Annotated in this window: 12 protein-coding genes; 2 read left to right on the forward strand and 10 right to left on the reverse strand. The window is 74.6% G+C overall.

Annotated features, from left to right (window positions below; genetic code table 11):
- The first annotated feature begins 43 nt into the window (after positions 1-43).
- Entirely contained in the window at positions 44-811 is a 768-nt protein-coding gene (locus tag OYE22_RS13880; RefSeq protein ID WP_277324128.1) for a hypothetical protein, read from the forward strand.
- Between the two features lie 120 nt (positions 812-931).
- Here OYE22_RS13880 and OYE22_RS13885 read toward each other — a convergent pair whose 3' ends face one another.
- Together OYE22_RS13885 and OYE22_RS13890 are read right to left on the reverse strand one after the other, a co-directional pair.
- On the reverse strand, positions 932-1627 hold the full coding sequence (locus OYE22_RS13885) for a CatB-related O-acetyltransferase (RefSeq protein ID WP_277320695.1): 696 nt from the start codon (positions 1625-1627) through the stop codon (positions 932-934).
- A 60-nt stretch (positions 1628-1687) separates the two neighbouring features.
- Positions 1688-3457, reverse strand: a complete 1770-nt coding sequence (locus tag OYE22_RS13890) for an alpha/beta hydrolase (protein WP_277320696.1) — start codon at positions 3455-3457, stop codon at positions 1688-1690.
- A 436-nt stretch (positions 3458-3893) separates the two neighbouring features.
- Between OYE22_RS13890 and OYE22_RS13895 the strand changes: the two genes are divergently transcribed.
- Positions 3894-4514: a hypothetical protein gene (locus OYE22_RS13895; RefSeq protein WP_277320697.1), complete on the forward strand. Its 621-nt coding sequence runs from the start codon at positions 3894-3896 to the stop codon at positions 4512-4514.
- A gap of 222 nt (positions 4515-4736) precedes the next feature.
- Here OYE22_RS13895 and OYE22_RS13900 read toward each other — a convergent pair whose 3' ends face one another.
- The 8 genes from OYE22_RS13900 to OYE22_RS13935 form a co-directional block, all read right to left on the reverse strand.
- Positions 4737-5441, reverse strand: coding sequence for a class I SAM-dependent methyltransferase (locus tag OYE22_RS13900; protein ID WP_277320698.1), 705 nt, complete (start codon positions 5439-5441; stop codon positions 4737-4739).
- A 69-nt stretch (positions 5442-5510) separates the two neighbouring features.
- Positions 5511-6572: an NAD-dependent epimerase/dehydratase family protein gene (locus OYE22_RS13905; RefSeq protein WP_277320699.1), complete on the reverse strand. Its 1062-nt coding sequence runs from the start codon at positions 6570-6572 to the stop codon at positions 5511-5513.
- A 211-nt stretch (positions 6573-6783) separates the two neighbouring features.
- Entirely contained in the window at positions 6784-7065 is a 282-nt protein-coding gene (locus tag OYE22_RS13910; RefSeq protein WP_277320700.1) for a DUF6234 family protein, read from the reverse strand.
- Positions 7066-7417: 352 nt separating this feature from the next.
- Positions 7418-8416, reverse strand: coding sequence for a porphobilinogen synthase (gene hemB, locus OYE22_RS13915; RefSeq protein ID WP_277320701.1), 999 nt, complete (start codon positions 8414-8416; stop codon positions 7418-7420).
- Positions 8416-10080, reverse strand: a complete 1665-nt coding sequence (locus tag OYE22_RS13920) for a uroporphyrinogen-III synthase (protein ID WP_277320702.1) — start codon at positions 10078-10080, stop codon at positions 8416-8418. The genes hemB and OYE22_RS13920 overlap by 1 nt, the downstream gene beginning before the upstream one ends.
- Entirely contained in the window at positions 10077-11171 is a 1095-nt protein-coding gene (gene hemC / locus OYE22_RS13925) for a hydroxymethylbilane synthase (RefSeq protein ID WP_277320703.1), read from the reverse strand. Before hemC ends, OYE22_RS13920 begins: the two co-directional genes overlap by 4 nt.
- A complete protein-coding gene (gene hemA / locus OYE22_RS13930; RefSeq protein ID WP_277320704.1) occupies positions 11168-12778 on the reverse strand; it encodes a glutamyl-tRNA reductase in 1611 nt (536 codons plus the stop codon). Before hemA ends, hemC begins: the two co-directional genes overlap by 4 nt.
- Positions 12775-13650, reverse strand: a complete 876-nt coding sequence (locus tag OYE22_RS13935) for a redox-sensing transcriptional repressor Rex (RefSeq protein ID WP_277320705.1) — start codon at positions 13648-13650, stop codon at positions 12775-12777. Before OYE22_RS13935 ends, hemA begins: the two co-directional genes overlap by 4 nt.
- Positions 13651-13782 lie beyond the last annotated feature (132 nt).

Here is a 13782-nt window from a genome sequence, read left to right on the forward strand (position 1 = left end):
GGCGCGCGGCCAGCGGGCGCGGGGGGAGGCGGCGTTGGACTCGGTGTCCATGGTGTCGGCGGTCGTCGCCGTGGTCGGGGCGGCCCTGACGGGTTTCCTCGGCTACTGGCAGCAACGCCGGCTGAACGCGCGAACGGAGCGCAACTACATGGAGCGGTACGGCTCGTCGCTCGCGCTCGCCGCCTACGACCTACAGAGCCGGCTGTACAACATCCTGCGCGGCCACGTCGTCGACCACACCCCCGCCCTCGGCTACTCCGGCTACCTGACGGCCTTCCTGACCCACGGCACGCCGGCGGAGGCCGAGTACGCGCGGCGCAGCACCGTGTTCGTGCTCGCGGAGTACCTGGGGTGGGCGGAGACGCTGCGCCGGGACATCCAGTTCCTCAACCTGGGCGGCAACCGCACCAACCGGCGGATCATGCGGCAGTTGGGCGAGATCAGCACGCTCGTCGGCAGGATCTCCGAGACCAGCAACGAGCTGCGGGTCTTCCGTGCCCACCAGCGCGCGATCGGCGAGTTGATGGTGCACCCGGACAGCGTTCCCGGGCAGCGCTGGTGCCTGGGGTACGCGGAGTTCTGCCGCCGCCTGGACCAGGACGAGGTGTTCCGCGCGTGGTTCACGCACCTGCTGGCCGACGTGGACCGGCTCGCCGTCGACCCCACCCCGGCCCTGGCCCGGCTTGAGGCGCTACAGAACGCCCTGGTCCAGCTGGTGGACCTGCTGGACCCGACTGCCGTGCAACTCCCCCACAACCGCCAGCGTTTCCGCCTCGCGACGTACACCGCCGGCCCGCTCCCCGGCCCGTGACCGGGCCACGCCACCGGCCGCTGCCCCGACCCGGTCACGGCTCGGGGGCGCGGATGGGTCGGGGGCGGCGGGGAGGGGCGCGCCCGCCCGGGTGGACCGTGGCGAGCGCGCCCCCGCCGCTCAGGCCGTGGGGAGTCCGGCCGCGATGGCCTCGATGTCGGCCGGGCTGCCGGTCATGATCGTGAGCACGTGCTCCGTGACCGTCTCCAGCGGCCAGTTCCACCAGGCCGCCCGCAGCAGCCGCTCGACGTCCTCGTCCGCGTACCGCTGCTTGACGGTACGGGCCGGGTTGCCGCCGACGATCGTGTACGGGGGCACGTCGGAGACGACCACGGAACCGGTGGCGACGATCGCGCCGTCGCCGATGGTCACGCCCGGCATCACCGTCACGCCCCGCCCGAACCACACGTCGTTGCCGACCACGGTGTCACCCCGGCTCTCGATCTCCCCGAACACGTGGGCCGTGCGCTCCGCCCACGTCCCGCCGAAGATGGTGAACGGGAAGGTGGACACGCCGTGCGTGGCGTGGTTCGCGCCCGCCATGATGAACCTCGTGTCGGTGGCGATCGCGCAGTACCTGCCGATGACCAGCCGCTCGGGCCCGTACGCGTAGAGCACGTTGCGTTCCTGGAAGGACTCCGCGTGCTCGGGGTCGTCGTAGTACGTGAACTCCCCGACCTCGATGCGCGGGTCGGTCACCAGCGGCTTCAGCAGCACCACCCGCTCGTGCTCGGGCAGCGGGTGCAGCACGGTGGGGTCGGGGACCCGCACCTCCTCCGGCTGCCGCTCGGCCTGTCGCGGGTTCTGCTCGGGCATGGGCACGTCCTTCGGGCGGGGGTGGCGGGCTGTCGGCGCGTGGCCGCGCCTCATCCTGCCTCAGCCGGCCCTCCGGTTCGAGGGAATATCCGCCGCGTCCGCGCAGGTCACGTCGTGCGCCGGCCGCCGCCCCGTGACCAGGAAGTCGGTCACGAGCCGGTCGCCGCAGGCGTTGCCGTCGACCGCCATGTACGCGCCGTGCCCGGTCGCGTCCACCGACACCATGCGCGCCCGGTCGCCGAACGCGCTCCGCAGCCGCAGCGCGCCGGAGTGCGGCGTCGACGCGTCGCGCAGGTTCTGTACGAGCAGCACGTTGGACGGGCCGCTGTCGGTGATCCGCGTCGCGGGCTCGCGCGGCGCGTACGGCCAGAACGCGCACGGCATGACGCTGGCCGGCATGCCGGCCGTGAGCGGGTGCCGGGCCCGGTCGCGGGCCACGTTCCGCTCGTAGGTGGGCAGCGAGCGCGGCCACGAGACGTCGTTGCAGATGGTGGCGACGGCCACCGCGATGTTGTTGCGCAGGAACGCGTCGGACGGCTGCGTCCCCGGCGCGGGCAGCGCCCCGCCGGTGCGCACCGCGTTGATCACCTGGGCGAGGAAGGGGAACCGCGCCGGGCTGCCCAGGCTGTCCAGCATCACCTGGCGCAGGTGGTTGCCGGTGAGCCGGTCGGGGTTGGCGCCCGGCCACGGCAGCGGGTCGCGGTCCAGCTCGGCGGCGAGCCGCAGGAACAACGGGCGCACCTGTTCGGGCCGGTCGGCCACGACGGGCCCGTTGGCGGGGTCGGTGGCCCAGGCGGCGAAGGCGGGGAAGGTGTCCTCGACGCCGACCGCGTAGTTGGCCTGCCACTGCCGCGCCACCCGCCGGGGGTTCGGGTCGTCGTTGCTGTCGAGCACCCAGCGGTCGGTGCGGTCGGGGAACATCCGCGCGTAGACGGACCCGGCGTACGTGCCGTACGAGTGGCCCCACGCGGAGAGCCTGTCCTCGCCCAGCGCCTGCCGGACGCGGTCGATGTCCCTGGCCTCGTTGCGGGTGCTGATGTGGCGGACCAGCTCACCGCCGTCGCGGGCGCAGGTCTCGGCGACGGTGCGGGCGCGGGTCACCGGCCCGGTGAGCCCGCCGTCCGCGTCGGGCCAGGCGCGCAGGTTGACGGTGGCGAGCTGCTCATGCGAGAGGTCGCAGGTCACCGGCGTGCTGCTGCCCACGCCGCGCGGGTCGAACCCGATCAGGTCGTACGCGCCGCGCACGCTGCTCGGCAGCCGCTGCCCCTTGCCGGACGGCCCGTTCAGGCCGGAGTTGCCGGGGCCGCCCGGGATCAGCAACAGGGCGCCGCGCCGGTCCGCCGGCCGCTCGCTGCGGATGCGGGAGACGGCGATGTCGATCTGCCGGCCGTTCGGGCGGGCGTAGTCGAGCGGCACCTTGACCGTGGCGCACTCCTGTCGCGGGTCCGCGCCCTCGACCGCGCACCGCTGCCAGTCCAGCGCCTCGCCCCGCGCGCCGGGCTCACCGGATGCGCCGGGCCCGCCGGGCGCGCTGGATGTGCCGGGCCCGCCCGTCGACCGCGCCGCCTCGGCCGGGTTCGCGGCCCCGAGCAGGGAGGCGGCCAGCACCAGCCCGAGCGCCGGCACGGACAGCCGGGCCGCCCTCCCGCGCGGCGCGCGGCGCCGGGCCCGCGGGTGCGGGGCCGCGGGCGCCGCCCTGGTCGCCGGTGGGGTTTCGGCTCCGGCCGCGGGCTCGGGTGCGGTGTGTCCGCCCGTGCCGCGCGCCGGACGGTCGGGCCGCCCGTCCGCGCCGTACCGGGACTGGTCGTTCTCACTGTGTCGATGTGCCATGCCGTCGACACTCTCCCGGAACGGGAGGCTCAGCCAGTGGGACCAGGTCGTCGAAGACCGGGGTGGCTACCCCCCTTGCGGGCCAGCACAGTTGCCCAGTAGACGGGCGTTCCCGAGCGCCCGGCGACCGCTCCGGCACCGCGTTCGGTCGCACTCAACACCGCGCTACGGGCGGCAGGTTGGCCATCGGGCGAACGGGTACGGGCCGCAGGTCGGGTACGGGGCCGCCGGTCGGGCGCGCCCGGGACGGCGTACGCGGGTCAGCGCGCGCTGACCGTCGACTTGCCAATTCCGCTTCGCGCGCGCCACGTTGGGAGCCGAACGCGCCATGTGGCCAGGGCCTCGCGGGCAACCTTTTGGGCGGTCGACTCGTCACTTATCCAAAGGCGCGAACGCACAACGCGCGCGTGATCAACATCTATATGGGGGTAACCACATGCGACGGTGGGGCACTGCACTGGCCGCGATCGTGCTGGCGAGCGCCGGTCTGGCGGCGACCGTCACTACGGCCAACGCTGCCACGCCACCGGCGACGACGGCGAGCACCGACCGCGACCCGATCTGGGGCAGCGGCACGGACGCGCCCTGCGACCCGATCTGGGGCAGCGGCGACAAGACCGCCGAGCCGACGGACTACCGCCCGCTGGAGAACATCAGGGCCGGTCAGCACGCGTGCTTCGACCGCCTGGTCTTCGATGTTCGAGGCACCGGTGACCAGCCGATCGGCTACCGCGTCGGCTACGTCGACGAGCTGCGCCAGGACGGCTCCGGCGACCTGATCAAGGTCGGCGGCGGCGCGATACTGGAGGTGCGCGCCGCGGCACCGAGCTACGACCCGGAGACCGGCAGCGCCACCTACCAGGGCCGGGCCGGCCAGCCGCTGCCCGGCGTGAACCTGACCGGCTTCAAGACCTTCAAGGACGCCCGCTTCGGCAGCAGCTTCGAGGGCGACACGCAGATCGGCCTCGGCGTCCGCGCCAGGCTCCCGTTCCGGGTGACGCAGACCGCCAACCACCTGGTCGTGGACGTCGCCCACTCCTGGACCGCCACCCGCTGACGCCTGCCCGCCACCCGCTGCCGCCCGGGGACACGGTCGCCCCGGACACGGCACCGCGACCGGCGGGCAGGCACCACGGGCCAGCCCCGTCGCGGCTGATCCATCTGGCCCCGGCCCCTCCTCGGGCCGGGGCCAGACCACGCCCGACCGCTGACGCCCGCCGGTCGGCCCGTACGTCCCACGCCCGGGCTAGCGATCCGCCCTCGGCCCCCTCACCGCTCGCTAGCCCGCCGCACCGGCCCCCTCCCCCGGCCCGCCCGCCGGTCCTTCCCCCGACCCGCCCGCCGCCTTGCGCGCCAGCAGGTACGCCTGCAGGGTGCGCTCGGTCGGCTCGGCCTCGCGCACCAGCGTGGCCTGCACGTCCAGCCCCGCGTCGGCCAGCAGCGCGCTCATGCGGTCCGGCTGGAAGCGGTGGAAGTCGAGCGCGATCTCCCGGTCGAACGCCTCCGACAGGTGCAACGGCTCGTCGCCCACCTGGAAGGCGAGCAGCGCGTGGCCGCCCGGCGCCAACACCCGGTGGAACTCGGCGAGCACCGTGGGCACCAGCTCGGGCGGCGTGTGGATGACCGAGTACCAGGCGACCAGGCCGACCAACGCGCCGTCCGCCAGGTCGAGTTCGGCCATCTGCCCCTCGACGAACCGCAGCTCCGGGTAGGTACGCCGGGCCAACGCGACCATCTCCGGGGACAGGTCGACGCCGAACACGTCGAGCCCGAGCCCGTGCAGGTGCGCCGCCACCCGCCCCGGCCCGGTCCCCACCTCCGCCACGAGGCCGCCCCCGCCGGCCCGCACCACGTGCGCGAACGCCGCCAGCATCGCCGCGTCGAAGGGCTTGTTCGCCAGGGCGTCGCGGGCGAACTCCTCGTAGGGGACGGCTATCGCGTCGTAACCGGCCCGGGTGGTCTGGAGGTACGAAGGTTCGGTCACGGGCGGGACCCTAACCCCCGCCTCTGACATTCCCCGCCCACCCCCACCGACCCCGGCCCTGGCGTCCGCTCAGCCCGGCCGCTGGACCTGACCCTGGGCCTGGCCCGCACGCGCGCCGCCCTCGCCCGCCGCCGCGCGCAGCGCCAACGCCTCCTTCGCCGGGTCCAGGCCCACCCGGGAGCGGTCCGGGCGGTGCGGGGCGACCCCGCCGATGCCCTGGAGCCAACGCCAGGTGTCGACCACCGTCTGCTCCACGGGCCGGCAACGCAGCCCCGCCGCCACCGCCCGGGAGACGTCCGTACGGTGCAGCGCGTCGTACAGCTCGCCCGCCGCCGCCCACACCGGCAGCTCCGTCCACGGCTCGATGCCCGCGGCCAACACCGCCCCCGCGTCCAGCCAGCGCAGCGTCGCCCCACCGCCGGTCACCCGCGCGCACGCCACCAGCAGCTCGCCCATGGTGGCGTGCCCCGAGGGGCTGATCACGTTGTACGGGCCGCCGAGCCCGGCCGCGCCCGCGTCCAGGCACCAGGCGGCCAGGTCGCGCACGTCCACGTACTGCAGGGCCAACTCCCGCGGGCCCGGCGCCAACACGGTCCCGCCCCGCGCCATCCGCCCCAGCCACCACGGCAGCCGCCCGATGTTCTCGTACGGGCCGAGGATCAGCCCGGCCCGCACCAGCAGCGCCCGCTCGCCGAACGCGTCGAGCGCGGCCAGCTCCCCGCCCCGCTTGGCGCGCGCGTAGTCCACGTCGTCACCGTCGTCGGGCGAGGCGTCCACCACCGGCCAGCTCTCGTCGTGCCCGGCCGCCGACGGGTACCGGTACACCGAGCCGCTGGAGACGTACACGTACCGCCCCACCCGGCCGGCCAGCACCCCGGCCGTGTCCCGCACCGCGGTCGGCGCCTTGGACCAGGTGTCCACCACCAAGTCCCAGCCGCGCCCCGCCCCCGCCCCCTCGGTCAGGGCCGCGAGCCCGCCCTCGGCCGTCCGGTCGCCGAGCAGCACCTCGGTCCCGGGCGGCGCGGCGTGGCGCCCCCGGTGGAAGACCGTGACCTCCCAACCCCGCGCCAGCGCCGCCTCCGTCACGGCGCGCCCCACGAACTCCGTCCCGCCCAGCATCAGCAGTCTCATGCGTCCGACCCTGCCCGCCCCCGCGCCCCCGCGAAAGCCCCGCACGCCCACAGCGCAATCGCCCACAGCGCAACGCCCGCGCGCCCGGCCACCGAACACCCACCCACCACGCGGCAACCCGCCCCCGGCGCGCCCTGCCGGCCCCGCGCCCCGGCCGTCACGCGCGGCCACCGTGCGGGAACCCGCCCCGGCGCTGCGCGCTCGCGACGCCTCACAGGTCCCGCTCGTTCAACAACAGCACGCCGATGATGAGGGCCACCCAGACATGGGCGTACGCCGTCCGCCGGGCGCGGAAGACCGCCGCGAGCACCACCGCGCAGAGCGCGACGGTCAGGTGCGTGCGCAGTCGCCCGAGGTAGGCGCGCTCGGCCGCGGCGATCTGCGTCTCCTCGCCCTGCGCCGCCCACACCTCAAGACCCACCCCGAGTACCGCGTCCAACGCGAGCCGCCCGACCTCCACCAGGAACAGCACGATCGCCAGAAGGATGTCCACGCTCCGCGACATCGGCCGCGACCAGGGACGCCAACGCCACACTTTCGAAGAGGTGTTCGTCACGGGAAGCAGACTGTCCAGCCGGTCACGGGGGCGCCTGAGTACGCGTACTCAGGGGCGCGCCAATGGCGCGTGCTAGGCGCGGGTTGTCCGGATCGCGTCCCCAGACGTCACCCACGGACCACCCCGCCCGCCCCGCCCGGCCTACTCCCCACCTTGCCGCCACCTTGCCGCCGCCCACGACGAAGGCCCCGACCCCTCGGACGTACCGAGTGGGTCGGGGCCCAGCGTGAGCCGGTTCGGGGGCGGTTCCAGGTGGCCGCCCCCGGTCAGGAGATCAGCGGTCGGGCCGTCAGCGCCCGCCGCGCAGCCAGCCGGCGACCTCCGAGGCCCAGTAGGTGAGGATCATGTCCGCGCCGGCCCGCCGCACGGACGTCAGCGTCTCCATGATCGCCCGGTCCCGCTCGATCCACCCGTTGGCGGCGGCGGCCTCGATCATCGCGTACTCGCCGGAGATCTGGTACGCCGCGACCGGCACCTGCGACGCGTCCGCGATCTGCCGCAGGATGTCCAGGTACGGCAGTGCCGGCTTGACCATCACCATGTCCGCGCCCTCGGCGACGTCCAGGGCCAGCTCGCGCAGCGCCTCGCGGGCGTTGGCCGGGTCCTGCTGGTAGGTCTTGCGGTCCCCCTGGAGCGAGGAGCCGACCGCCTCCCGGAACGGCCCGTAGAAGGCCGAGGAGTACTTGGCGGTGTACGCCAGGATCGACACGTCCTGGTGGCCCGCGCCGTCCAGCGCCTCGCGGATCACCCGGACCTGGCCGTCCATCATGCCGCTGGGCCCGACCGTGTGCGCGCCCGCGTCCGCCTGGGCGCGGGCCATCTGCGCGTACCGCTCCAGGGTCGCGTCGTTGTCCACCCGGCCCTGCGCGTCCAGGACGCCGCAGTGGCCGTGGTCGGTGTGCTCGTCCAGGCACAGGTCCGACATGATCACCAGGTCGTCGCCGACCTCGGCCCGCACGTCCCGCAGCGCGACCTGCAGGATGCCGTCCGGGTCGGTGCCGGGCGTGCCGACGGCGTCCTTCTTCGCGTCCTCCGGCACGCCGAACAGCATGATCCCGCCGACCCCGGCGGCCACCGCCTCGGCGGCGGCCTTACGCAAGGTGTCCCGGGTGTGCTGCACGACGCCCGGCATCGACGCGATCGGCACCGGCTCGCTCACGCCCTCGCGGACGAACGCCGGCAGGATCAGCTCGGCCGGGTCCAGCCGGGTCTCGGCCACCATGCGGCGCATGGCGGCGGTCGTACGCAACCGGCGGGGCCTGACCCCGGGGAAGCTGCCGTGGTCCATCAAGAGCGTGCCCTCCTACGCGATCCGGGCCGTCGCTCGCTCGGGCGCGTGACCGGGTCCCCGGCCTCGATGGCGGCTGCCCGCCGCGCCGCCCCGAACTCGGCGAGCGCCTCGGCCAGCTTGTGCACCGAGGGCTCGGGCGACAGCACGTCCACCCGCAGCCCGTGCTCCTCCGCGGTCTTCGCGGTGGCCGGGCCGATGCAGGCGATGACGGTGACATTGTGCGGCTTGCCCGCGATGCCGACGAGGTTCCGCACGGTCGACGACGAGGTGAACAGCACCGCGTCGAAGCCGCCGCCCTTGATGGCCTCGCGGGTCTCGGCCGGCGGCGGCGACGCGCGCACCGTCCGGTACGCGGTGACGTCGTCCACCTCCCAGCCCAGCTCGATCAGTCCGGCCACCAGCGTCTCGGTGGCGATGTCGGCCCGCGGCAGGAAGACGCGGTCGATCGGGTCGAAGACCGGGTCGTACGGCGGCCAGTCCTCCAGGAGGCCGGCCGCCGACTGCTCGCCGCTGGGCACCAGGTCCGGCTTGACGCCGAACTCGACCAGCGACTTCGCCGTCTGCTCGCCGACCGCGGCGACCTTGATGCCGGCGAAGGCACGCGCGTCGAGCCCGTACTCCTCGAACTTCTCGCGCACCGCCTTGACCGCGTTGACCGAGGTGAACGCGATCCACTCGTAGCGCCCGGTGACCAGGCCCTTGACGGCGCGCTCCATCTGCTGGGGGGTGCGCGGCGGCTCCACGGCGATGGTCGGCACCTCGCTGGGCACCGCCCCGTAGGAGCGCAGTTGGTCGGAGAGCGAGGCGGCCTGTTCCTTGGTGCGCGGCACGAGCACGTTCCAGCCGAACAGCGGCTTGGACTCGAACCACGACAGTCGGTCGCGCCGCTCGGCCGCGCCGCGCTCGCCGACCACGGCTATCACGGGCTGCCCGCCGTCGGCCGACGGCAGCACCTTGCCCGACTTGAAGACCTGCGCGATCGTGCCGAGCGTCGCCGTCCAGGTGCGCTGCCGCGTGGTGGTGCCCGCGACGGTCACCGCGAGCGGCGTGTCCGGCTTGCGGCCCGCGGCCACCAGCTCGCCGGCGGCGGCGGCGACCGTCTCCAGCGTGGCGGTGACCACGACGGTGCCGTCGCTCGCGCCGACCTCGCCCCAGCAGCGCTCGTCGGCGTGCCGGGCGTCGACGAACCGGACGTCCGTGCCCTGCGCGTCGCGCAGCGGCACCCCGGCGTACGCGGGCACGCCGACCGCCGCCGCGACGCCGGGCACCACCTCGAAGGCGATGGACTCGGCGGCGCAGGCCAGCATCTCGTCGGCGGCGTCGCCGTCGAGCCCCGGGTCGCCGGCGACCGCACGGACGACCCGCTTGCCGCCGCGCGCGGCCACCATGACAAGATTGGCGGTATCCCTAAGCACCGGGACTCCGGCGGCCACTGACGCGCCGTCAGCCTCGGTCTGCCGTAGTGCGCTCTGCGCGTCGGCCGCGACATTCGGCCGTACGTGCGGACGCACCACATCGAGCACCTGCGCGTCGGCGATCAGCACATCGGCTGTGGCCAGTGCCTCCACGGCGCGCAGCGTCAGCAGGCCCGGATCGCCTGGCCCGGCACCGAGGAAGGTGACGTGCCCGCAGCCGGGGTGGTTCGGGGCGGTGGGGTTCAAAGTGCTCGCTCCCCCATAAGACCGGCCGCACCCTTCGCGAGCATGTCAGCGGCAAGTTCGCGCCCCAGTGTCGCGGGGGTCACGGCGTCGTCCGTCGCGCTGCGAGAAGAAGAGGTGGGTACGGGACCAGTGGTGGACAACTGCACCAGCGCGGAGCCGTCGGTCGTGCCGACGACGCCCCGCAGGCGCATTTCGGTCATAGCCTGCCCGTCGCCCAACAAGTCGGCCAGCGCCCCCACGGGTGCGCTACAGCCGGCCTCCAGGGCGGCGAGCAGAGATCGCTCGGCGGTCACGGCGGCCCGCGTGAGCGGATCGTCGAGTTCGGCGAGTTGGGCGACGAGCGCGGTGCCGTGCACGGGGTGCGAGGCGGCACACTCGATCGCCAGCGCCCCCTGGCCGGGGGCGGGCAGAATCGTGTCGGCGTCGATGATCTCGGTCGCCTCCCCGATCCGTCCGACACGGTTCAGGCCAGCCGCGGCCAACACCACGGCGTCCAGCTCACCGGAGCGGACGAAGCCGATCCGGGTGTCGATGTTGCCGCGGATCGGGACCGTCTCCACGGCCAGCCCGTGCGCCCGGGCCCACGCGTTGAGCTGGGCCATCCGGCGCGGCGAGCCGGTGCCGACGCGCGCGACGCGACCGGCCGCGGCGCAGTCGGCGGCCAGCGCCTCGAACCCGAGGCCGTCGCGCGCCACCAGCGCGTCGCGCGGGTCCTCGCGCGGCGGCACGGCCGCCAGCACCAGGCCGGGGGCGGCGGCGGTCGGCAGGTCCTTGAGGGAGTGCACGGCGAAGTCGATCGCGCCGCCGAGCAGCGCGTCGCGCAGCGCGGAGACGAACACGCCGGTGCCACCGATCTGCGCCAGGTGCTCGCGCGAGGTGTCGCCGTACGTGGTGATCTCCACCAGCTCGACCGGGCGGCCGGTGACCCGCTCCACGGCCGCGGCGACCTGGCCCGACTGCGCCATGGCCAGCGCGCTGCGCCGGGTGCCGAGTCGCAGCGGGGCGCCGGAGCCGACGTCACCGCTGCCGTCGGCGGCCGAACCGGGTGGGCCCGCCGCGCGATCGGGGGTGGGGAGTGTGCTGTCGGTCATGCCCGTCCTCGCTTCGGGTGGTTCCCATCGGCCCGGCTGACGGCCGCGACCGCCTCCGGGTCGAGGTCGAAGAGCTCGCGCAGGGCGTCGGCGTAGCCGGCCCCGCCCGGGGTGGCCGCGAGCTGCTTGACCCGCACCGTCGGCGCGTGAAGCAGCTTGTCGACCACACGGCGGACGGTCTGGGTGATCTCCGCGCGTTGCTTGTCGTCAAGATCGGGCAGTCGCCCGTCCAGCCTGGAGATCTCGCTGGCCACCACGGAGGCCGCCATCGTGCGCAGCGCGACCACGGTGGGCGTGATGTGCGCGGCACGCTGGGCGGCGCCGAACGCGGTGACCTCGGCCGAGACGATCGCCCGGACCTGGTCCACGTCGGCGGCCATCGGGGCGTCGGCGGACGCCTCGGCGAGCGACTCGATATCCACCAGGCGTACGCCGTCCAGCCGGTGCGCCGCGGCGTCGATGTCCCGTGGCATGGCCAGGTCGAGCAGGGCCAGCGGCCGGTCGGGGCGCTGGGCGACCGCCGCGCGCAGCGCCTCGGCGTCCAGCACGAGCCCGGTCGCGCCGGTGCACGAGACGACGATGTCAGCCGCGGCGAGTTCGGCCGCGACCTCGCTCATCGGCACCGCGCGGGCCACCAGGCCGGCCCGCCAGGCGCCGCGCGCCGGCGCCACGGCCCCGGCCTCGTCGGCGTCGGCCGGCCGCGCGGCGCAGGCGCCGTCCGGCGTGGGCACGCCGGCGACGCACGCGTGGTGCGGCTGGTCCGGTACGGCCACCAGCCCGGCAACCCCCGTGGCGGCGGGCCCGAACGCGCTGCCGTGCCCCGTCGAGGGGGCCTCGGCCCCGACTCCGGGAAGATCGTTGTCCCGGCCATTGACCGAACCATTGGCCAGGTCCATGCCATGGCCACGGGCCTGCTCGGTCAGCGAGGTCGCGAGCCGCTGGGCCCGCTCCAGGGTGCGGTTGGCCACCGCGACCTCGGCGACCCCGGCGCGCGCCAGCGTGGTGGCGGCCAGCGAGGACATCGAGCCCGCGCCAATCACCAGGGCGCGCTTGCCCGCCGCCCAGTGCTCCACCGACGCGTCCCCGGCGAGCTGTTCGAGCCCGAAGGTGACCAGCGACTGCCCGGCCTTGTCGATGCCGGTCTCGCTGTGCGCCCGCTTGCCCACCCGCAGCGCCTGCTGGAACAGGTCGTTGAGCAGCCGGCCCGCGGTGTGCAGCTCCTGCCCGAGCGCGAGCGCGTCCTTGATCTGGGCGAGGATCTGCCCCTCGCCGACCACCATCGAGTCGAGCCCGCAGGCCACCGTGAACAGGTGGTGCACGGCCCGGTCCTCGTAGTGCACGTACAGGTACGGCGTCAGCTCGTCCAACGGCACGCCGGTGTGTCGCGCGAGCAGCGTGGACAGCTCGGCGACGCCCGCGTGGAACTTGTCCACGTCGGCGTACAGCTCCACGCGGTTGCAGGTGGACAGCACCGCCGCCTCCACCGCGGGCTCGGCGACGAGCGCGTCCTGCGCCAGCTTGGCGCGCTGCTCACCCTGGAGGGCGGCGCGCTCCAGCGCGCTCACCGGGGCGCTGCGGTGGCTCAGTCCGACGACCAGCAGGCTCATGCCGGCATCACGGCGGGCACGTCCCCGTCAGGTCCCTGGTTGTCCCGTACGTCGGCGCTGGTCACGGGCGCGGCGGCGGCGCCGGCCGGCGCGGGGCCGGTGGTGGCGCCGGCCGTCGCGGGGCTCGCGGCGGCGTCGGGCAGCACGCGGCCGGGGCGCGCGGGCGCCGGCGCCGTGGCGCCGGCCTGCGCGGCGTCCTGGGCCGCCTCCTCGCCCGCCTTGCGCTGCTCGTGGAAGGCGAGGATCTGGAGTTCGATGGAGAGGTCGACCTTGCGCACGTCCACGCCGTCCGGCACGGACAGCACGGTCGGCGCGAAGTTGAGGATGGAGGTCACGCCGGCGGCGACCAGGCGCTCGCAGACCTGCTGGGCGGCTCCGGCCGGGGTGGCGATCACGCCGATGGAGACCCCGTTGTCGCTGATGATCGACTCAAGCTCGTCGGTGTGCTGCACGGCGATGCCCGCGACGGGCTTGCCCGCCATCGCCGGGTCCGCGTCGATGAGCGCGGCGACCCGGAACCCACGGGAGGCGAACCCGCCGTAGTTGGCGAGCGCGGCGCCGAGGTTACCGATGCCGACGATGACGACCGGCCAGTCCTGGGTGAGGCCGAGCTCGCGGGAGATCTGGTAGACGAGGTACTCCACGTCGTAGCCGACCCCGCGGGTGCCGTACGAGCCCAGGTAGCTGAAATCCTTACGCAGCTTCGCCGAGTTGACCCCGGCGGCGGCGGCCAACTCCTCGGAGGAGACCGTGGGAACCGAGCGCTCGGACAGCGCGGTCAACGCGCGCAGATACAGCGGAAGCCGGGCGACGGTGGCCTCGGGAATCCCTCGGCTTCGGGTCGCCGGTCGGTGAGTTCGGCCAGTTGCCACGGTGCTCCTGCGGGTAGAGCGGGGCTGCGGACGGCCCGTCCCAGGACCGCCCCGTGAAGTGCAGGCTATGCCTTTGTGAACGCGTGCACAAAGATGGTGTCCGCTTTGTCCGAGCAAAGTGACCGGTGTCAC

This window comes from Streptomyces sp. 71268, assembly GCF_029392895.1.
Lineage (GTDB): Bacteria > Actinomycetota > Actinomycetes > Streptomycetales > Streptomycetaceae > Streptomyces.

Excerpts from the sequence above, each read along its gene's own strand:
- OYE22_RS13885 (WP_277320695.1), bottom strand. The coding sequence starts at position 1,627 with ATGCCCGAGCAGAACCCGCGACAGGCCGAGCGGCAGCCGGAGGAGGTG.
- OYE22_RS13890 (WP_277320696.1), bottom strand. The coding sequence starts at position 3,457 with ATGGCACATCGACACAGTGAGAACGACCAGTCCCGGTACGGCGCGGAC.
- OYE22_RS13895 (WP_277320697.1), top strand. The coding sequence starts at position 3,894 with ATGCGACGGTGGGGCACTGCACTGGCCGCGATCGTGCTGGCGAGCGCC.
- OYE22_RS13905 (WP_277320699.1), bottom strand. The coding sequence starts at position 6,572 with ATGAGACTGCTGATGCTGGGCGGGACGGAGTTCGTGGGGCGCGCCGTG.
- hemB (WP_277320701.1), bottom strand. The coding sequence starts at position 8,416 with ATGGACCACGGCAGCTTCCCCGGGGTCAGGCCCCGCCGGTTGCGTACG.
- hemC (WP_277320703.1), bottom strand. The coding sequence starts at position 11,171 with ATGACCGACAGCACACTCCCCACCCCCGATCGCGCGGCGGGCCCACCC.
- hemA (WP_277320704.1), bottom strand. The coding sequence starts at position 12,778 with ATGAGCCTGCTGGTCGTCGGACTGAGCCACCGCAGCGCCCCGGTGAGC.